Here is a 19,676-nt window from a genome sequence, read left to right on the forward strand (position 1 = left end):
TTCAGTCGGCAATGAGGCGGAGGTACGAGCCGAGCTCGGCGAGGCCGGCAGGTGTGGTCGGCAGGTGGTCGGCCAGACGAGGAGAGTGGAAGACGTAGGCCGCCCACTGACCTCGAGACACGGCGACGTTGAGGCGGTTGCGGTTCAGGAGGAAGTCCATGCCGCGCGGTGCATCTGCAGGCGACGACGCAGTCATCGAGACCATGACGACGGGTGCCTCCTGACCCTGGAACTTGTCCACGGTGCCGACGCGAGTATCGAAGAGCTGCACGGAGTCGAGCCGCTGTCGGATGATCGCGACCTGGCTGTTGTAGGGCGCGACGACGATGACGTCTTGCGGGACCATGGGCCTCGCGCCCGGCCATCCGCTGGGCCGCCACCGGAGCCGCATCAGCTCGCAGACGCTGGCCAGGATCGCATCGGCCTCCTCGACCGCGTGAACGCTGTTACCGACATGCTCGACCTGGATCGGGTGGATGCCTGGGTGAAGACCCGGCAGGTCGCGGTCGGTCGTGACCTCGGCGACCGACGTCAGACGACCCGCGTACGACAGACGTGAGACGGCGGTCGTGAGAACCGGGTGCATCCGCCGGGTCTGCGCCAGGAAGAAGCCGCGTTCCGGCGGCATCGTCGCCAAACCCTCCGTGAGCCACGCAAGGGCGGAGCCGTCGACGGGTTCGGGGTGAGTGCCCTGGCTCACCTGTGGGAGCTGCTGAGGGTCGCCGAGCAGCAGCAGGCACTTGGCGGCTCGACCGACGACGATCGTGTTGGCGAGAGAGAACTGGCCGGCCTCGTCGATGACGAGCAGGTCGAGCTCTGCGGCGTCGAACGCCTTGTCGTTGGCGAAGGCCCAGGCGGTGCCTCCGACGAGGAACCCGGCATCCTGTTCGGCGGCGAACTTGGCGTGCCCAGGCTTGTCCTTCAGCACGGTCCAGGGCTTGTCTGACGTGTCAGCGTTCTTGTTCTCCTTCGCGATGAAGGAAGGATGCAGTCCCGCATCGATCGTCTTCTGCAAGAAGGTCTCGACCGTGGTGTGGCCCTGTGCCACGACGCCGACCTTCCACCCGCTCTCGACGAGCTGACGCACGACTTGTGAGCCGAGGTAGGTCTTCCCCGTGCCGGGAGGGCCCTGGACGGCCAGGTAGGAATGGTCGAGACGACGGATGGACTCGAGCACGAGGTCGATGTCGCTGGACGTCGCCTGGCCGCCGACGAACGTCCCGACGACGAGTCGAGGCGAGCGCCTCACCAGCACGTCCAGAGCGGCCGTCGCGGGCAGAGGGACTGGATCGGACGCATCGATGGACGTCGCCAAGGCCTGGATGACCTTCTCCAGTGGCCCGTCGGGAACGAAGCCCTGCTCTACGGCAGCCATCGGGAGCTGGGAGAACGTCGGCACCGACTTGCCGTGCTTGTGCAGCAGCATCACGTCGACAACGCCGTCGAGGTCCGCCTCGACAGACAGGACGTCCGCCTTCCCGCAATACGCGCGCACGGCGCCCGGGCCCAACTCGACGCCAGGAGGAAGCTCGTCGAACAACAGAGCGACGGAGGCGCCCTCGACGATCGTGCTTCCCGGCTCTAGCCGTCCGCGCATGCGCAGCACCCGCCCGACGCTGTTCTTGACCGGTGCCCAGTCCTCGACCAGCTCGACCGGTCCCTCGGCCACGAGCGTGCTGCGCAGATCCATCCACTCGTCGACCGGCTCGGAGAGTCGGGAGTAGTACACCCACCAGGACGGCTTCTTCTCGCGGCGGTGATAGCCCAAGGCCGCAGCGAGCAGCGCGACGGCCTGTTCCTCGGCGGTGCGGTCGGCATCGGGCAGGTGGGCCAGGAGCTCCGCCGCGACGACTGCAGCGTCGCCGAGAGTCGTCTCCCGTGCGGCGGACTCGTCGTCGGTCGTCCGGGAGGCCTGGTCGTGTGCTGCCGGCGACCATCCGCCCACGTCACGCAGCCACCCGAGCAGCCGCATCGTCGACATGCAGTCGTAGGCGTTGTAGTCCTCGATGCTCGCGCGGACGAGTGCGGCCTCATCGTCCTGGCCGCCTTCGGTCAGTACGCGGTAGCGCTCGTACTGGACGATCGAGTCGGTCGCACTGGTGACTCCGCTCCGCAGCGAGGCCCCCATGTAGAGCGGCTCGAGATACTTGATGCTGTACGACGGCTGGGAGACGCGCACCGACTGCCGGACGGTCGCGTAGAGGTCGATGAAGACTCCCGCCCGGAGCAGCTCGTCGAGGAAGTCCTCACCGACGGTGTGCCGCACGGTCAGTCGCTTCAGCGCGGTCACCTCGTACGGCGCGTAGTGATAGACGTGCAGGTCGGGGTGCTGTGTCCACCGGTCTTCGAGGAAGTCGAGGAACGCGATGAGCGCCGCCTTCTCCTCTGCACGGTCGTCCGCCCACAGGCCTGTGAACGCACCGTCGGCGGTCCCGTCGTCCTCGACCCACCCGAAGAGGTACTCGAGTCCGGCATCGTGGCTGGTGCCGTCGACCCAGAGCGGGTCTCCCTCGAAGTCGAAGAAGATGTCCCCCGCGCTGGGTGCTGGCAGCTGGCGGATCGGCGTGGAGTCGAAGACCTGGTGCACCACGCCATCTGCAGTCGCCGGCGCGACTTGCAGAGCGGCTTGTGCCTGGAGCTTCTGCCAAGAGCGTTCGGCTAGTCCAGGGACGGTGATCGTCGTCGCGGCGAGCTGGTCGATGGTCTCGACGCCTGCCGCGCGCAGGAGCTCACGCTGCGACCGACGCATCCCCGCGACGAGCAGCAGGTCGCGACGACTTTCGACCTCGGCGGCGCAGTGCTCGCAGGATCCGCATTGCGTGGTGCCTGCTGCGTTCCACTCGGCAGGAGACTTCGAGTCGAGGTGGCTTCGCAGCAGCGCCTCGAGGTGGCTGCGGCGGTGCCGGTACACGGCGACGACGTCGTCGAGCTCCTGGTCGTGAAGCTCGCCGTTGCCGAGGATGAGGCGTCCGACGGGGGACCGGGGGATGTCCTGCTGGTCGAGCAGGTCGGCGTAGCCGGCGATCTGCAGCAGAGCCGTCACCTTCGCGTGCCGGGCCAGCTTGGCATCCCAGACCTCGTATCGGCCGTCGGTGTCGCGGACGAGGAAGTCGGCCTGGCCGCCGAAACCTCCGTCGGTCAGCACCGCCTGGGCGACGACGTCGACACCTGCCCGCAGCGCGTCCAGCGTCTCCTCCATCGCGGCAGCGAGGGTCGCGGGGTTGTACGGGTCCGGACGCTCGATCTCGATGACGTTCTTGCCCTCGGAACGGAGAAGCTCGACGTAGCGACGCTCGTGCTCGTCCCCGAGCTCGGCCAACCGGTCCATCATGAGGTCGGGTTCGCTCTTCGGTGGCGACACAAGGCCGCGACGAACGTCGAGCGCGCGGAGCCAGCCGAACTCGCAGCCGGCCGACGCCGTCAGGTCAGACGGGCTCAGGACGAACGAGCCGTCGTCGACGAGCATCACCATGAGAGCCCCCTAGAACTGGATTTGGACGTTCTGCCCACGATGGTCATGATGCCTCTCCCGGGGGGCGACCGGGTGCGAACGCCGAGAGGAAGTCGACCACTCCCCGAAGATCCCCCGACGTGAGTCCCAGCTCCGAATCCGGCGCGACGAGGAGATGGTCGACCCCGAGACGGTCGACCATCTCCTCCACGTCCTGGACCGCGAGATCGTCGTCGGCCCAGACGAACGGACGTGGTTCGGCGCCGATGACGTCGGCCACGATGTCGGCCTTCCACCAGCCGTGTCGCGAGCCTTCGAGCGGGATGTTGTAGGACGGGAACGGGTCGAGGCCGACTGCCGGGGCGAGAGAGAGGTGGGCGTCCTGCTCCCAGGTGGTCAGCCATCGCACCTCGGCCAACCCGGACCGGTGACAGGTGTTGATCAGCTGGACCACCTCGACCGACCAGTGGATCGGCCACGTCTCGCCGCTGGTGCGGGCCTTCGTCGCAGAGAGTCCGTCGCGGGGCCGCAGCGCGTTGACCACGCCGTCGATGTCGAGGAACCAGAGAGGCTTCGCGGTGTCCGCCACGTCAGCCCGCCTGCTCGGCGAGCGCCTCGACGATCTTGCGCTTCGCCTTCGCCTCGATCTGGCGGATCCGTTCGCGCGTCACGCCGAACGACTGGCCGATCTCCTCGAGCGTCTCTTCGCGACCGGTGTCGTAGCCGCAGCGGCGGCGCAGGACTGCCGATTCGCGGTCGGTGAGGAGCGAGAGCACCTGGTCGCACAGGCGTGCGCGGTCCAGCGACTCCTCGACGTCGACGTCTGGGCGGTGGGCCCAGCGGACGTCGTCGCCGGTGATCTCGGCGGCGGCGTCGAGATCGATGACGTCGCGGTCGAACGCGAGCACCTGCTCCACCCTGGCGACGGGGCGGCCGGTCGCGTCGGAGATCTCCGTGAGGGTGGGGAGGCGGTCGAGGGACTCGCGCAGCGCCCTCCGCGCCGCCCGGACCGGTCGCAGGTCCTCGTGGACGTGCACTGGGAGTCGGACCACGCGCGCCGTGTCGGCGATCGAGCGCTGCACGTGCTGGCGGATCCACCAGGTGGCGTAGGTGGAGAACTTCGTGCCGAACGAGGGATCGAACTTCTCGGCGGCGCGCATGACCCCCATCAGCCCGGCCTGCATGCAGTCGTCGAACGGGAGACCTTCCCGGTTCGTCACCCGCACGATCGAGATCACGAGGCGCACATTGGCGAGGACGAACCGCTCGCGCGCCAGCGAGCCGAGCCGCACGGCGCGGGTGGCATCGGGGCCGACGTCACCTGCGGCGGCCAGCCCGGCGACGACGTAGCCGGCCAGCTCGACCTCCTCTTCGGCGGAGAGCAGGGCGTAGGGGTGCGCCATGAACGCGGGGAGGCGCTCGTCGTCGAGCAGCCCCTCCAGCAGGAGGCGGCGCTCGGTGTACTCGGCCGTGATGGCGGCGAGCGCGTCGAGACGGGCGAGGACGGCGGCGTACTCGTCGGACAGGGACGAGGGATCAAGGATGGCATTCATGGCGGACCTCCGGTTCAGTCGGTGTGAAGCGTGGGGTCGTCGAGGAGCTCGATGGCGTTCTCGATCTCGTGGACGCTGATGGGGTACGGGTGGCGCGACGTCATGTCGTCGTAGCGCAGCAGCAGATGGTCGCCCTGGTCGACGACCTCGAGCGGCGCTGCCAGGTCGCCTCCGAAGCGGACGCGGAACGTGTCGCTGAGCATCGACGGGTCGGACACGCCGACCGCGCGGGCGAGGCTCACCCCGTGCGGGTGCTCGAAGGTCGGTGCCAAGGTGGCGGCACGGTCGATCAGCGTGGCCAGGCCGCGCGCGACGCGGCCGATGCCTCGGTCGTCGCGCTCCGCAGGCGAGAGCGTGATCAGGTCCCGCCGAACCTCGACCATGATCGCCTGCACCATGCGGTCGACGCGGTAGACGTGCAGGGGCACGTAGCTGCCCGAGAACGGCGTGTCGACGGCGATGTCGCCCTCGATGCCCACTGGCCACAGGGCTCGGCGGGCCTCGTCGAGGAGCGCACGCGGAGTGTGGAAGGGGTCCGTGCCGAGGCAGATCTCGGGTCGGTGGCCGTCGCGGTGCAGCTCGTAGGAGAGCGCCTCGACGGGGAACGAGTGCAGGTCGATGATCGTCACCGAGACCACGGCGTCCATGCGCTCGTCGAGCAGCTCCGCGAACGCGCGGGAGTACGGGTCGAAGTACGTCTCGACGAGTCTGGTCGGGTCGTGCCGGAGGTTGAATCCCTCGCAGGTGCGAATGTAGGCCGCACCCATGCCAGCCGCGTTCATCTCCTCCCGCTCGTCCGGGAAACGCTCAGGGTCGACGACGAGGCGCGACAACCTGTTGACGAACAGCCAAGGGCGCACCCCTGCGGAGTCCGCGGCGAGCTGAGCGACGACGTCGGTGAAGGCGTCCGTCATGGCGTCGAGCTCTCGCTCGAGGGCCTCGTCGTCCAGGAGGAGACCGGCACGGACCTCGTCCGGGATCTCGCGGGAGGCGTGCGGCACGTGGACGATGACGGTCGACCGAGGGTCGCCGGGCACGATCTGGAAGCTCATCGCACGGTCACCGACCCGTCGATCCACACGATGCAGAGATCGTCTGGGCTGTTGAGGTGCACGCTCTCGACGAACCGGTCCGGGACGAAGTGCGGGTGCATGTTGCGCGTACCGAGGCGGTGCGCGACGCCGGCTTCTTCCAGGACGGCCGTGCGGGCATTCCACGACCAGCCCGGGTAGTGGCGCTCGACGTACGCCTGGGTGATGCCCCGAAGGACGGGGATCCAGTGACCGTGGTGGAACAGCTTCCGCAGGTCGTCCGGGTCGAGGTGGTGCGCGTACGCAGCGAGATCGACGTCCATGGGCCCTCCTGAGGGTTCAGGGGCACCGCGAGTGCCCGCTTGACCGCACCGGACGGTGCAGCCCAGGTCTTCTCCGGAAGGCACCGTGTCGGGCGACGCGGTTGCCGGCCACCACTGTCCGAAGGCGTGGGTGGCTCTCTTGACCTGCCCCGACGCTAGCCACGGGCTCCGACAGAGCTGCCCCGAGTGCGAGGTGTTCACGCCGCGTCACCGCCGGCACCGTCGACGAACTCCTCTGCAGTCATCAGTGACGCACCGGCGAGCAGCCATCCGCTGGAGAGGTCGAGGTCGTCGACGTCGCAGGAGAACGTGTCGTCGAAGATGCAGTCGTCCCACTTCGTCGAGGCGTCCGTGTACTCGCCGAGCGCCTCGTCGAGCGGCTCGACGACACCGCCGGCGCATCGCGCCGAGACGTCGCCGAGACGCCGCTGGGAGATGGCAGCGTCGCGCACGAGGTCGCTGTAGTCCTCGTAGTTGACGCCGACGGAGACCACGGCGTCGATGTCCTGCACCGCCGCGAGGTAGTCGGCCGTGGCGGTCACGCACTCCTCGTGCGCGGCCTGGGCCGCGGCGATCGCCTCGCGCCGCTCCTTCTCGGCTGCGCGCTCCTCGGCGGCAGCTGCCGCCACGCGCTCGGCCTCGGCGCGGTGCTGCACGAACAGCACCGTCCCCGTGGCGCCGAGAGCCACCACCAGCGTCGTGACGAGCACGACGATCACCTTTCGCCTCATGCGGCTCTCCTCCTGCCCCTCGGGGCCGGTCTGCTCGGCGCTCACGAGCGCCTCCGGGAACGGCGACCACCATCGGCCGTCATGTTCTTGCTGATGAACTGCCGGTCGTCCGGCGCCATCGCCAGGAACAGCTCGGGCTCGGCCATCCGCTCGGCCTCCTGGGCCTCGCGGAGCAGCTCGGCGCGGAACGCCGCCGGCACCTTCGACGCCGCAGAGTGCGCCAGCGTCGCCAGCTTCGCGAACTCGCGAGCCGCGCGGATGTCGTCGCCGCGGGCCAGCAGCGCCAGGGCCTTGCGCCGGCGTCGCAGCACCCGCTGCACGTACCACTCACCCAGCACCTGGCGGTCCGATCCCGCCTCGCGCTCGTCGGGCCGGCTCACGTGCGTCCACACCGTGGTGGACGTGTGCTGGTCGCTCAGGTCGTCGGCGAGCACGTAGTCGACGCGGAGCTTTCCGATCTTGCGCCGCCCCGGCCGGGTGGCCGGGTGCGGTGCGCACTCGACCACGAGCGAGCGGGTCTCGTCGACCCGCATGCTGCCGAGGTCGACCTGGATCCCACCGGGCACCGGCACCACGGGCAGGTCGTTGACCACGTCGAGTCCGCGGATGCCGGACGCAGCCGCGATGGTGAGGCGGACCGAAAGGAACCGCTGGGCGGCCAGCTCCCCGCACTCCTCGCCGATCGCTGCTGCTGCGGCGTCGGCCTCGGCGGCGAAGTGCTCGTTGCCGGCACCGGCCCGGGCGATGGTCGAGAGCAGCGTCTCGTCGTACCCGAGCCCCACGCCGAGCGTGGACGTCGTGATGCCGCGTGCCCGCATGGCCCCGACGCGCCCCCCGAGCGCCTCGGGGTCCGTGACGCCGACATTGGCGTGGCCGTCGCTGACCAGCAGTACCCGCACACCCGCACCGACGTCGATCCGGCGTGCCTCCTCCAGCCCCCGCACCAGCCCGGCGCCGAGGTCGGTGCTGCCGCCGGCGTGCACCCCTTCGATGTGCCGGATGACGGCGGCGGGGTCGGTGACCGGTCCGGCGGGCACCACCACCTCGACCCGGTTGTCGAAGGTGACGAGCCCGAACGAGTCGTCGGGGGAGAGCCTGCCGACGACGTCGACCAGCGCCCGCTTGGCGTGCTCGAGACGTCCGCCGGACATGGAGCCGCTGCGGTCGAGCACCACCACCAGGTGCGACGCGGCGCGGTCGGTGGGGCGGACGGCGTATCCCTCGGGCAGGGTGCCGGCGACGCGGACGAGCATGACGGCGTGGTCGCGACGGCGCAGGGAGTCCTGCATCCAGTCGAAGCGATCGCGGCTCAGGTGTGTCGAGAGCTTCATGATCATCTCCTCTCAGGTAGGGTGTGCAATGAGCATAATGCAGACTGCAGACAGATTATGCAAGGAGCATTGAGATGTCGACGGATTCCTCTTTTGGACGAGTGCTGGCGGAGTTCCGCAAGCGGCAAGGCATGTCGCGGTCCCAGCTGGCTGAGAGGTCGGGGTTGTCCTACCCCTACGTGTCACAGCTGGAGACGGGCCTGCGCAAGCCGTCGCGCAAGGCCGCGGCGCAGCTGGCGGAGGCGCTGGGCATCGAGCCGTTGGCGCTCGAGGCTGCACTTCCGCCCGATGACATCAGTTCTCCGTCGTTTCAGCGCTCGCTGGCTGCTCAGGCTGCACTGTTGTCGGGGGAGGGTCAGATCGTCTCTGCCATGGAGCCTCTCGACGACGTGCCGATGGGGGGAGCTCTGACCCGTCGGTCAGCACCCCGGCGCACCGGCCGCGACGACCTCGTCGGCCAGGCCGTCGACCTCATCGAGGAGCTGCCACCGGAGGAGCGTCTCGACGCTCTCGGCGAGGTGCAGAAGCTCGTGCTGAAGCGCATGCTGGAGGAGCATTCGCGCGAGGCCTGATCGATTGTCTATGCATGGTGCATTGGTTTCTGTCGGTGTCCGCTCCTAGCGTGGGGCCTGTCGGCGACAGGCCGGCGGGACGGAGGTCGTGACCATGAGCAGTGACGAGGAGCAGGTGGTCGACCAGTGGGTCGAGAACGCCTGGATGGGATTCCGGCTGGACCTCGCCGAGTGGATGATCGAGGCTCCCGACGACAACGTGCTCGTCATCGACCCCGACCTCGACGACCCCCGCGCGCCCACGCTGCAGGTCAGCGTCGACCTCGGCGTCCGGTTCCTCGGTCTGGTGCAGAGCGTGATGGACGCGGAGGACGACGCCGTCGACCTCCGCCCTCCCTACGCCCTGAGCCCGGCGGGCGCCGCACGCCTGACGGAGCTGGGCTTCGCGCCCCTTAAGGGCGGGGGGAACCCGGTGCTCACGGTCGAGGAGAGCGAGGTCGATCGGCTGGCCCACGCCGCAGCCGTGGTGCTGCACGAGCTGTGGGGCGTGGTGTCGCCCGCGTTCCTCGGCCTCGACACGTTCGCGGAGGACGAGGAGGCCGAGCTGCTCGAGTGGACCGACCTCCACCCCGTCGAGGACGTCGACGTCCACTTCGCCCCGCCGCCGCTCCCGGACGTCGCCGAGCCCACGTCGGTCGAGCACCTCCAGGAGCTCGTCGAGGTGACGATGCAGGAGCGGGTGACCGCTCCGCTCAAGGTGGCCCCCGACGGATCCATCCGCATCCGGGACCGCCGCGGGGTGGTGGTCGTGTCGGCGCGGGATCGAGGGCTCGTCGAGGTCTACACCGTCCTGGCGACCGAGGTGCGCTTCAAGAAGGCACACCGCGAGATCGACCGGTTGAGCCGTCGGCACCGTCGGGTCCGCTTCTTCCTCGAGCGCGACTCGCTGCTCGCCGTCGTCGCGGTCCACGCCGATCCGTTCGTGGCGAAGCACCTCCACGAGGCCGTCGGCCACCTGTCGACCCTGCGTGGTCGGCTCGCTCACCTCGACGACGAGCTGAAGCGTCGCCGTCTCCCTCAGCCCGAGGCGAAGCTCAAGCCCGTCGACCCCGTGCTCTCCGCGCTGGTCGCGGACGCAGCGCGCCTGCCCTTCGAGGACCTCGTGACCCTGCTGGAGAAGGCTGCAGGGCCACGCGCGGTGGCGGTGACGTGGCTGGGCACTGCCAGGCTCACACGGGACGCTGCGCTCGTCGCTGCTCGAGCTAGCGAGGGCTCCATGCGTGCGGTGCACATGCACGACTGGCGCCGCTGGCGTCGGACGGTGACCGCACTGAAGACCGTCCTCGGCGAGTCCGCGGACGGGGCTCGGCGCCAGGAGGCCTCATGACCACGGGGCGTTCCGCCGCGATCCCGTGGGCGTCCTTCGCGGCCTCTCTGGCCGACATGGCGCGGCGGCTGCCGGCCGACGGGTCGTTCATCCTCCACCGCGACGAGGGGGAGCGAGACGACTTCGACCTTCCAAGGACACCGAAGTACGTGCAGGTGTGCCGTTGGGACGCGGCGATGCTGCGCTGCGAGGTTGTCTCGAACACCTACCTGCCCGAGGGGCACCACTGGACCGCGTCCGAGGAGCACCTCCTCGTCGCGATGGGCTGGCTGCGCCCGGATCCGGACGATCCCACCGCCTCTCCGAACTGGTGCCTCGACGTCGAGATGGTCTGGGCGGAGGCGGGCGTCGACCGCATCGTTCGGGTGCTGCGCGACCTGTGGGGTGCACGGGTGATGAGCGACGTCGTGCTCGACGCCGAGGACCTGCGTCAGTTCCGCTGGATCGACACGCCGGAAGACCTGGACGATGATCCAGGACGCTGAGAGGATCCGACCCATGTCGTCGACTTCCCCCATGACCTGGCCGTCCGAGCCGTCGTTCGTCAACGCCTCTGAACGGCGGGTGTGGGCCGCCCTCGTCGCGCAGCTGGGGGAGCGCGACCTGATCATCGCCAACCAGCGCTTCACCAAGCGCGGCGCCGACCACGAGCTCGACTTCGCCGTGGTGTTGCACGGGCACGGCGTCGTCGTCCTGGAGGTCAAGGGCAACAAGGTCTGGCACGACGGCGAGACGTGGTGGCAGGAGTGGAACCCGGCGCCGAAGAAGATCCGTCCCGTCGAGCAGGCACTCAACAACAAGTACGTCCTCAAGGAGTGGGTCGAGGAGTCGATGGCCTGGGCCGGACGCACGCCCATCCGCTGGGCGCACGCGATCGTGCTGCCGGTGAGCGAGGTCGACCCCAAGTTCTCCCACCCCGAGTGCGAGCGGTCGATGGTCGTCGACGCAGGCGACCTCGCCGACATCGGCAATCGGCTGCGGACCCTGCTCGACGTGCAGGACAACGACAAGCGGGCCAGCGACGCCGACGACGCCGTCGCGATCCACGCGGCACTCAGCGGTCGGTTCCTCCCGCAGCGCGAGGGGCAACTGTCCATCGAGGCGCGGATCGCCGAGCGCGACGACGTTGTCGAGCGGCTCAGCGCCGAGCAAGGTCGGATCCTCGACGTCACGAGCCTCATCACGCGCGTGGAGGTGCGTGGGGGAGCCGGCAGCGGCAAGACGTGGCTGGCCGTGGAGCAGGCGCGTCGTCTTGCGCGGCAGGGCAAGCGCGTCGCCCTCATCTGCTACTCCCGGGGTCTCTCCCAGTGGATGCAGCGGCGCGTGGCCACCTTCGACCACCGCGAGCAGCCTGCCTACGTCGGCACCTTCCACGGCATCGGTCAGGAGTGGGGCGCGCCCGAGGGCAGCGACGACGACTCGAACTTCTGGGAGGTCGAGCTTCCGGAGATCATGCTCGACCTCGCCTGCAAGCAGGCGACGGGGGACCTCTACGACGCCATCGTCATCGACGAGGCGCAGGACTTCGCCGACCTCTGGTGGCCGGTGGTCATGGAGGCGCTGAAGTACGAGGACGACGGGCTCTACGTCTTCTCCGACGAGGGCCAGCGGGTGTTCTCCCGCTTCGGCGGCCCGCCCGCCGACCTCGTGACGCTCGTGCTCGACCAGAACCTGCGCAACACCAAGCAGATCTCGTCGACGTTCTCGTCCATGGCGCCCAACAAGATGCGCATCTCGCAGCACGACGGTCCCGAGGTGCGGTTCGTCCCGTGCGACTGGGAGCAGGCCATCGAGCACGCCGACGACGTCGTCGAGCAGCTGCTCGAGGAGGGCTGGCAGCCCTCGGATCTCGCGCTCGTCGCCACCGGCCCGCGCCACCCCGAGCAGAAGGCACGGCAGGAGGACGGCTGGCAGGCCTACTGGGACTCCTTCTGGGACAAGGACCAGGTGTTCTACGGGCACGTCATGGGCTTCAAGGGCCTCGAGCGCCCCGCCGTCGTGCTCGCGCTCAACGAGCAGCCCGACCGTGAGCGCGCCATGGAGCGGCTCTACGTCGGCCTGTCCCGGGCACGAGACCTGCTCGTCGTGTGCGGGGACCCGGAGCACATCGAGGCGGTCGGGGGACCTGCGGTTCTGAGGAAGATCAGGGGAGCGTGACCGTGCCCGGATTTCGTGACGACCTCGCAGCGCTGAACGCTGCGATACTGAAGGACTTCCCCACCAGGGAGGACCCGGGCTGGCCTGGGGGCTACCCGGAGGAGATCGAGTCAGCGCTCATCGATGCCGTGTTCTCGATCCGCGCGAAGTACGGCGCCACTCCCGACGTCGGAGTTCGACGTGTCGTCGCACGTTGGCGCGAGGCGCGAGGGGTGGACCGGCCCGACGACCTGACGTTCCTGGCGGGCCAGGCCGGCCCAAGCCTCGGCGCAGTCGCCTCGAACCGGTCCACCACGGGTGGCCGACCCAAGGTGGACGTGGTCGACGAAGCTGCCGGTCGGTTGGTGGAGGAAGGTGTCGTGCACGCCATCGACCTCGCTGATCCCGAGCGTCGACTCGCGGCGAAGTGGGCCTACATCGGGACGAAGGGATTGGGCCCGGTGACCTGGTCCTACTTCTCGATGCTGCTCGGTCATCCGGACGTGAAGGCCGACGTGCACGTCATCAGGTACGCGGGTCGAGCCGCCAGGAGCGATGGATCGGGCGATCGGTTCAGCAGCGAGTACGTTCGCGACCTGTTGATCGCGTCGACGCACCCCTTCGACGACGTCACCGAGCTCGACCACGCGATCTGGAAGCTTCAGCGATCCTTGTGAGTACCGCACCGTCGGGTCTTCCGCCCTTTCGCCTCGCTGACGCCATGGGGGCGCGGGACTTCTACGAAAGTCGTTCCGTGAAGCTCGACGGGGTGATCGGCGAGCTGGCCGGCGAGCTCGGGCTCGGTTGCGTGTGGGTCGTCTGCGGCCCTTTGATCGAACGAGGCGTCGTGATGACGGACATCGCCGCCCGAGCGTCCGCTGCCGGCCGCTCCACGCTCGTGGCGTCACGGCACGTCGATGGGAACACGTTGGGGATCGCGGTGTGCGATGCCGGTGGCGTGGAGGGCACGTTCCGAGTCATGGGGGCGGGAGACGGCCTCGGGGCGCTGCTGACGGAGCCGAGAGAATCGGATCTCGAGGTCCTGGACCTCCTGGTGATCGACGGAGCGGACGGTCTGGTGGACCACCGGGATGACTGGCTCACGGCCGTCCGTCACCGTGCCCGTGCTCGCCGGACGGCCGTCGTCGTGGGCGTCCCGCACCTCGACCTCGTCGCCGCAGAACCGGAGATGCTCCTTGGCGATCGCCTGGTGACCGTGGGCCCAGTCGATCTCGCGACGGGCCTGAGCTCGTTGAACGTACTCCGCCGGCACTCCGCGCCCGCCAGACTGAGCGCATTCCTGGGGACGGGACCTGGGCGGATCGTCGCTGGACAGCCGCGCTGACATTCCCTGGAGCGTCTGTGCAGGGTGCGACTTCGTGGTTACGGGTCCGACGTCCAGCGGTCACGGACGAGCACAGGGGAAGCCATGCTCCCGAGTCAGGTCGAGTGGTCACATCGAGCCACGGGAATCGCTGAGAGCACAGGCCGATCCGCCCTACGGTGACGACTCCACATCACCGAAGACGGGGGATCGACCATGTCCGAGACTCAGCACGAGCAGCAGAACCCGAAGGCCGCAGCCAAGGCGGCGAAGGCCTATGCGAAGGCCTCGCGGCCCTGGTACAAGAAGAAGCGCTGGATCGCCGCGATCGTCGTCGGCGTGATCATCGTGGCCGCGGCGCTCGGCAGCGGCGGTGAGGAAGGAGCCACCCGCGGTGGCGGGTCCGGCGGCTCGGACGACGGCGCGAAGGTGACGCAGGCGAACCCCGTGGCCATCGGCGAGTCGGTCGAGCTCGAGGGAACGACCTACACGGTCAACAGCGCGAAGACGCAGGGGTCGGTCGGCAGCGAGTTCTTCTCCGAGGAGGCCGGCGGCACCTACGTCATCGTCGAGGTCACGATCGAGAACACGAAGGACGAGACGAAGACCTTCCTCGACTCCGCGGCGGTCTTCGTGGGATCCAACGGCAAGAAGTACTCGACCGACAGCGACGGCACCATCGCGGCGAGCGGCGACGACGGTGAGACCTTGATCTTCGAGGACATGCAGCCTGACGTCCCGAAGACCGGCATCCTCGTGTTCGACGTCCCGGAGGCCGCCGTGGAGGGTGGACAGCTCGAGGTGAGCGACCTGTTCGGTCGCGGCGAAGCGTACGTCGACCTCGGACTCTGACCGAGTCAACCGTTCCGGCCACCCTTGTCACCCCTCGGTGGCAAGGTGGCCGGAACGACCGAGAGGAGCAGCCGTGGGCGCGGTGACGTTCGTCGAGACACGTGAGGCCGCGCAGCTCCTCGCCTCCCACCTGCTCGACGCGCGTCGCACGCATCCTGTGGTGGTCGTGTCCCACGGGGTCGGACGTGGCGACCAGCCGTGGATCGATGCCGAACAGGTCGCTGCCGGCGTCGGTGACTACGCCGAGGTCCACGTCGTGCCCACGGGTGAGGTCACCTGGGCGCTGAGCTCGTCGTTGCCGCCCGAGACGCAGGTCTACGGTGACGCAGCACGGGTCTACTCCACCGATCTCACGTGGATGTCGCGACCTCGCTCGTCCCGGCTCTACCTGTGCTTCGGCCCGGACCAGGGCGCACGGATCGAGGCTCTGCTCGAGGCCGACGCCATGCAGGCTGCACTCGAGGCCGGTCTGCTCGAACGGCGCGCCGTGCAGCGCAGAACCGTCACGGGACGTGTCGTCGGGGTGCTGGCTGGTCGAGGCATCGTCGAGGGCGACTTCGGCCGAGCAGCGCTGCGCGAGGAGCTCGCAGTCCCAGGGGTCCCGATCGAACGGGTCGTGCGAACTGGTCAGGAGGTCACGGGAGAGTGGGTCACGGCCGACGGTCTGCTCGACGTGCGCAACCAGGTGCGCCCCGCCATCGAAGCGCTCGAGCACTATGCGCCCGGAGACGCAGTGCTGGTCCGCGTTGCTGACGTGGGGCGCGACCGCGCCGTCGTCGAGCCGTACCCGGGCGTGCGCGTCGAGATCGGGGTCCACGGCATCACCGGCAATCCCTTGGACGACCCGCGCGACCTGATGACGGTCGGTGAGGTGGTGGTGGCGCATGTGGTGCGCGCCGGAAGGTGGCTCCTCTCGCTCGTCGACGTCGACGACGACGAACCGGTGCGGGAGGTGCCCGCGTTGCTTCCAGGTGGGCCGGCCTGGCTCGTGGTGGAGGCGGAGTCCACGCCGGCGCACGTACCGGTTCCGCCGTGGTCACCGCCGCAGGTCGATGCCGCCGAGATGACGGTTCCGGCGCTGGTGGACGATGCGGACGCCCCAGTCGTCAGGGCCCCTGTGGCCGCGACGACGGAGTCACCCAGGCCGGCGCGGCCCTCACCTCTGGATCTCGACCCTCGGCGGCGAGAGACCGGCGATGGCGCGCGCACGGTCCAGCCTTCACCCACGGTCGTCGACCCTGTCGCCACGCCGGCGTCGGTCAAGGAGCTTCACCTGGAGCGAGCGGCACGTGCCGACATCCAGCGGAAGGCCGAGGCCCTCAGGCACGAGATGGCCCAGCTGGTCTCGCGGCTCGGGCGACTGGAGCAGGAGCGGGATCGCGCCGTCGCCGACGTCGAGCGCAAGCGCACGGAGACCAGGGAGCTGCGCAAGAAGCTGCAGAGGTCCCGTCCGGCGTCGCGCAGCGACTCCGGCAGCGAAGGACGCTTCGTCGACGCCGAGTCGGCGTTCCGTCACGACGTCTACGTCGCCTGGGTCGAGGTAATACCGGCCGCGGAGAAGGCGCAGCGCCCACTCCCGGACGACTGGACGCTCGGGCCCGACTTCCTCGCCTCCCTGGCGTCAGTCGACGGAGTGGCGCGATCGAAGGTCGCTGAGGTCGTGGTCCACGTGCTCACCGGACTCGCCGACTCGATGCCCGGCCGCGACATGCATCGTCTGCGAATGGGGCCCGGCGGCGACGACCCGTGGGTGGAGCGGCACCCGGGGGAGTACTGCTGGCGAGTGGCGCTGCAGCAGCACACCCCGAGTGCGCGGCGTCTGCACTTCTGGCGACGGGGCACCCAGGTGCAGCTGTCGAGGGTGGCGCCCCACGACGAGATGCGGCCATGATCACGCCATGACCCGCGTCCGCATCCACAACCTGTCCATCTCCCTCGACGGGTTCGCCGCGGGGGAGCCGCAGTCGCTCGAGACGCCGATGGGGCACGCCGGTCAGCGGCTGCACGCGTGGATGTTCGCCACTCGGTTCGGTGCCGCGATGATGGGCGGCGATTCCGGCAGCACGGGGATTGACGACGCCTTCGCGCAGCAGCACGAGCATGGCTTCGGTGCGGAGATCATGGGTGCCAACAAGTTCGGGTCACCCGGCTGGCAGGACGACGCGGACTGGCGTGGGTGGTGGGGCGGCAACCCGCCCTTCCACACGCCGGTCTACGTGCTCACGCACCGGCCGCGGGCCTCGATCGAGATGGACGGCGGCACGACGTTCCACTTCGTCGACGCGTCAGCTGCGGAGGTTCTCGCTCTCGCGAAGGAGGCGGCCGGCGACCTCGACGTCAGGATCGGCGGCGGTGCCGACGTGGTCCGGCAATTCCTCGCCGCGCGACTCGTCGACCACATGCACGTGGTGCAGGTGCCGATCGTGCTTGGCCGCGGCGCGCACTTGTGGAGCGGCCTCGAGGGACTCGAGGCCGACTACGACGTCGAGGTCGTCGCGTCGCCGAGCGGTGTCACACACCTGACCTTCGAGAAGAAGACGCCCTGAGCTAGTCGCAGTTGTCGCAGATGCCCGTCGCAGGCAGCGCCATGAAGCAGGTGGGGCAAATCTTCGCGGGCCGGTCCTCCGGCTTCACTGCACGCTTGACGGTGGTGGTGGATCCGGACGCTGCGCGCGTCGTGCGAACGCGGGCCGGTCGGGGAGTGCCGCCGTCGGCGGGCAGGTCGGTGGCGAGGGCCTGGTAGCAGAGCAGGCGGTCCTCGGCGGCGCGCTGCTCGACGTTCTTCACGACGTCGCCGGTCGCGGCCAGCACGGCGCGACCGTAGACGTCGCCCACCGTGCCGTCGCGCTGGACGGCGAGCGACGTGAGGGGCGGGTCGCCCGCGCGGGCGGCTGCGAGGGCGGTGATCTCCATGAGGTCACCGAGCCAGGTGCGGCGCGACGTCGGGCTCTCGACGCGGGTGCGCTTGAGTACCTCGTCGGCGAGGTCGGAGACGGTGATCACGGCGCCGTAGCGCGACGCGGTCTCGCGCAGGACGTCGAGTGCTACGGGGGTCCACCGGGCGAACTGGGGGAGGATCTTGGCCACGTCTGCCGACGTTAGACGATCGGTCCTGACGGGGCGTCGGCTGGTGCCAGCGAGATGACTAGCCGCGCGTCTTTCGCACCCGGATCGGCCCCTTCGCGGTCGACGGATCGACGACGTGACCGCCCTGCGTGATCTCGACGATGCCCTCGTCGACCAGACGCCGGGCGGCGCGCCGGGCGGGCTCCATGAGGTCGCGCCAGCCCTCGGAGTCGACCTGCTTCGCGGCCTCGGAGGGGCAGATTGTCGAGGTGGCGGCCCGCTGGTCGAGCAGCTCGAGGATCGCGTCCTGCAATGCCTGATCGGTCTTGGTCACCCCGCGCTTGCGGCAGGCGGTGGAGCAGTAGCGCACCTGGTCCCAGTCGCGCTCCCACTTCTTGCGCCACTCGATCGTCCGTCCGCAGGAGGCGCAGGTCTTCGGTTCGGGTGGCACCGTCCTAGTCTCCGTCGACCGGGACGGTCTCGCGCGTTCAACGGGCGACGAGGACGGGGGCGGCCTCCTCGACCTCGAGCGACGTGGACTCGCCGGTCGCGGTCAGGGTCTGGCCGAGGGGAGTCCAGGCGCCGCCGTCGACGCGGTACCGGACCGAATAGGTGGTGTCGACGCGAGGCCGGACCTCGTCGGCCACACGGCGGTAGGTGTGGGTGACGTCCTTCGCCGGGTAGGGGCGGCCGGGCTTGGTGGTGGTCTTCGAGGTCCCATCGCCCGGGTGCCAGGTGTAGCGAGTGGGAGTGGCTTCGACGTCGATGTCGAAGCCCAGGAGCGTCACGCTCTCGCGCAGCGTCCGCGGGTCGGTGTGGAAGATCGTCGGGACGTTCACGAGGGTCCGCTCGCCCGGCTGCACCTGGATCTGCAATGACGGCATCGGGATCTCGCTGACGGCGCGGCGGATGTCGCCCTCGGTGACTTGAGGGGCGGCGGCAGGTTGGGCGTCGGGACAATTCACTTCGTCTTGGGTGATCACACAGTTGAGCACCACCCATCCAGTCCGGTCGGGACCGTCTTGCGAGCTGGTCTTCTTGACATCGCTGCCTGGCCGCGTCGAGGGACGGGAACGATCGCTCTGGTCGATGACGACCTTTGGGTCAAGCGGGCCCCCCGGCCTCACAGAGGTGTCACCGGGGAAGGCGGCTGGCAGTAGGAACGCTGCGAGTAGTGCGACGGCATGCATCAGTCTGCCGTCCGCTCAAGGGCCAGCGCTTCCCACTTGGTGTCAGCGAAGCCAAGCTCCAGGAACAGTTGGTCACTGCCGGACGGACTTACTTGCTCCGCCGCTCCGCGCTCCTCTGTGAACTTCCCTTCGTCCCAAGATGCTTTGAAGTAGACAATCGCACGCGACTGCTTGACCTCGACTTCGAAATCCGAGGCGCTCCAGCCACCCCCAGTCAGACGACCCCCTGCTCCGTATATCCCGTCGACCTTCCCGATGTAGGAGTCGCAGCCGCCGCACCCATCGGATGACATGTCACTCAGCTGCGTGGTGTCGCCGGTTTCCATTGCGTAATTCAGAGAGGCGACCCAACTGTTTGCGAAGGCCACTGCGCCCTCGGGTGTGGCCTCGGATGCTTGCCCAGATATCGGAGGAGGGCTAGAGGAGGACGAGGGCGCGGCAGTCGCCCTTGGGTCAGGCTCGAGGACCTCGGGCTGGCCTGAGCAGGCGGAGGCGAGGAGAAGGGCCGCGATGGCGGCGGTTCTGGTGATGGCTGACAACGTGGATCCCCCGATCTGACGGTCCGAACCTAGCGAAATCGCTCGGGGACGTGAAGACCGTTGTCCCCAGCTCCGGTGGGACGTCCGAGGTAGGTGACGCGCGCAATTCCTGGACAAGCGGTAGGTCTGCCGCGGATACGGGTCCGCTAAGCGCGGCTCACCTACCTCCGGGGCTCGGGTTCCGCGGGCCACCTACCGCGACGCGCCGTTCCGCGGGCCACCTACCTCTTGGGGGACGGGTGGGGACGGG

At 69.1% G+C, this 19,676-nt stretch carries 20 protein-coding genes and 1 riboswitch; of the genes, 9 read left to right on the forward strand and 11 right to left on the reverse strand.

Annotated elements, in window-relative coordinates; genetic code table 11:
- Window position 1: 1 nt before the first annotated feature.
- The 7 genes from ASF35_RS11970 to ASF35_RS12000 form a co-directional block, all read right to left on the reverse strand.
- Complete coding sequence (locus ASF35_RS11970) at window positions 2-3,472, reverse strand: bifunctional RecB family nuclease/DEAD/DEAH box helicase (protein WP_055967651.1); 3,471 nt, start codon at window positions 3,470-3,472, stop codon at window positions 2-4.
- Between the two features lie 43 nt (window positions 3,473-3,515).
- Window positions 3,516-4,040, reverse strand: a complete 525-nt coding sequence (locus ASF35_RS11975) for a hypothetical protein (RefSeq protein ID WP_055967655.1) — start codon at window positions 4,038-4,040, stop codon at window positions 3,516-3,518.
- A gap of 1 nt (window position 4,041) precedes the next feature.
- Window positions 4,042-5,004, reverse strand: coding sequence for an RNA polymerase sigma factor RpoD/SigA (locus tag ASF35_RS11980; protein ID WP_055967659.1), 963 nt, complete (start codon window positions 5,002-5,004; stop codon window positions 4,042-4,044).
- Window positions 5,005-5,018: 14 nt separating this feature from the next.
- Window positions 5,019-6,056 carry an N-formylglutamate amidohydrolase gene (locus ASF35_RS11985; protein WP_082495489.1) on the reverse strand — a complete coding sequence of 346 codons (1,038 nt, stop codon included), beginning with the start codon at window positions 6,054-6,056 and terminating at the stop codon, window positions 5,019-5,021.
- The gene (locus ASF35_RS11990; RefSeq protein ID WP_055967662.1) at window positions 6,053-6,358 is read right to left on the reverse strand and encodes a hypothetical protein; all 306 of its coding nucleotides are present in this window, start codon (window positions 6,356-6,358) and stop codon (window positions 6,053-6,055) included. The genes ASF35_RS11985 and ASF35_RS11990 overlap by 4 nt, the downstream gene beginning before the upstream one ends.
- 30 nt (window positions 6,359-6,388) lie before the next feature.
- Window positions 6,389-6,503: riboswitch (SAM riboswitch) on the reverse strand.
- Window positions 6,504-6,555: 52 nt separating this feature from the next.
- Complete coding sequence (locus ASF35_RS11995; RefSeq protein ID WP_156368030.1) at window positions 6,556-7,089, reverse strand: hypothetical protein; 534 nt, start codon at window positions 7,087-7,089, stop codon at window positions 6,556-6,558.
- 41 nt (window positions 7,090-7,130) lie between these two features.
- Window positions 7,131-8,420 carry a VWA domain-containing protein gene (locus ASF35_RS12000; protein ID WP_162239313.1) on the reverse strand — a complete coding sequence of 430 codons (1,290 nt, stop codon included), beginning with the start codon at window positions 8,418-8,420 and terminating at the stop codon, window positions 7,131-7,133.
- Window positions 8,421-8,494: 74 nt separating this feature from the next.
- Here ASF35_RS12000 and ASF35_RS18570 point away from each other — a divergent pair, with 74 nt between their 5' ends.
- The 9 genes from ASF35_RS18570 (at window position 8,495) to ASF35_RS12045 (ending at window position 17,177) form a co-directional block, all read left to right on the forward strand.
- Window positions 8,495-8,992: a helix-turn-helix domain-containing protein gene (locus tag ASF35_RS18570; RefSeq protein ID WP_082495490.1), complete on the forward strand. Its 498-nt coding sequence runs from the start codon at window positions 8,495-8,497 to the stop codon at window positions 8,990-8,992.
- A 94-nt stretch (window positions 8,993-9,086) separates the two neighbouring features.
- On the forward strand, window positions 9,087-10,319 hold the full coding sequence (locus tag ASF35_RS12010; protein WP_055967674.1) for a hypothetical protein: 1,233 nt from the start codon (window positions 9,087-9,089) through the stop codon (window positions 10,317-10,319).
- Complete coding sequence (locus tag ASF35_RS12015) at window positions 10,316-10,804, forward strand: hypothetical protein (RefSeq protein WP_055967678.1); 489 nt, start codon at window positions 10,316-10,318, stop codon at window positions 10,802-10,804. Before ASF35_RS12010 ends, ASF35_RS12015 begins: the two co-directional genes overlap by 4 nt.
- A gap of 13 nt (window positions 10,805-10,817) precedes the next feature.
- Window positions 10,818-12,476, forward strand: coding sequence for an NERD domain-containing protein (locus tag ASF35_RS12020; RefSeq protein WP_200931759.1), 1,659 nt, complete (start codon window positions 10,818-10,820; stop codon window positions 12,474-12,476).
- Window positions 12,473-13,132 (forward strand): hypothetical protein, encoded by a 660-nt coding sequence (locus ASF35_RS12025; protein ID WP_055967685.1) that lies wholly within the window; start codon window positions 12,473-12,475, stop codon window positions 13,130-13,132. Before ASF35_RS12020 ends, ASF35_RS12025 begins: the two co-directional genes overlap by 4 nt.
- A 77-nt stretch (window positions 13,133-13,209) precedes the next feature.
- A complete protein-coding gene (locus ASF35_RS12030; RefSeq protein WP_156368031.1) occupies window positions 13,210-13,800 on the forward strand; it encodes a hypothetical protein in 591 nt (196 codons plus the stop codon).
- A 195-nt stretch (window positions 13,801-13,995) separates the two neighbouring features.
- Window positions 13,996-14,631 carry a DUF4352 domain-containing protein gene (locus ASF35_RS12035; RefSeq protein WP_055967691.1) on the forward strand — a complete coding sequence of 212 codons (636 nt, stop codon included), beginning with the start codon at window positions 13,996-13,998 and terminating at the stop codon, window positions 14,629-14,631.
- A gap of 73 nt (window positions 14,632-14,704) precedes the next feature.
- Window positions 14,705-16,522, forward strand: a complete 1,818-nt coding sequence (locus ASF35_RS12040) for a hypothetical protein (RefSeq protein WP_055967695.1) — start codon at window positions 14,705-14,707, stop codon at window positions 16,520-16,522.
- Between the two features lie 7 nt (window positions 16,523-16,529).
- Entirely contained in the window at window positions 16,530-17,177 is a 648-nt protein-coding gene (locus ASF35_RS12045; RefSeq protein WP_055967698.1) for a dihydrofolate reductase family protein, read from the forward strand.
- Between the two features lies 1 nt (window position 17,178).
- Here ASF35_RS12045 and ASF35_RS12050 read toward each other — a convergent pair whose 3' ends face one another.
- The 4 genes from ASF35_RS12050 to ASF35_RS18525 form a co-directional block, all read right to left on the reverse strand.
- Window positions 17,179-17,718, reverse strand: a complete 540-nt coding sequence (locus tag ASF35_RS12050; RefSeq protein WP_055967701.1) for a hypothetical protein — start codon at window positions 17,716-17,718, stop codon at window positions 17,179-17,181.
- A 58-nt stretch (window positions 17,719-17,776) separates the two neighbouring features.
- On the reverse strand, window positions 17,777-18,148 hold the full coding sequence (locus ASF35_RS12055) for a DUF2256 and DUF3253 domain-containing protein (RefSeq protein ID WP_055967704.1): 372 nt from the start codon (window positions 18,146-18,148) through the stop codon (window positions 17,777-17,779).
- Window positions 18,149-18,185: 37 nt separating this feature from the next.
- Window positions 18,186-18,680: a hypothetical protein gene (locus ASF35_RS12060; protein ID WP_162239314.1), complete on the reverse strand. Its 495-nt coding sequence runs from the start codon at window positions 18,678-18,680 to the stop codon at window positions 18,186-18,188.
- A gap of 206 nt (window positions 18,681-18,886) precedes the next feature.
- Window positions 18,887-19,618: a DUF6318 family protein gene (locus ASF35_RS18525; RefSeq protein WP_255354067.1), complete on the reverse strand. Its 732-nt coding sequence runs from the start codon at window positions 19,616-19,618 to the stop codon at window positions 18,887-18,889.
- Between the last annotated feature and the right edge of the window lie 58 nt (window positions 19,619-19,676).

It is taken from the genome of Aeromicrobium sp. Leaf291 (assembly GCF_001423365.1).
GTDB lineage: Bacteria > Actinomycetota > Actinomycetes > Propionibacteriales > Nocardioidaceae > Aeromicrobium.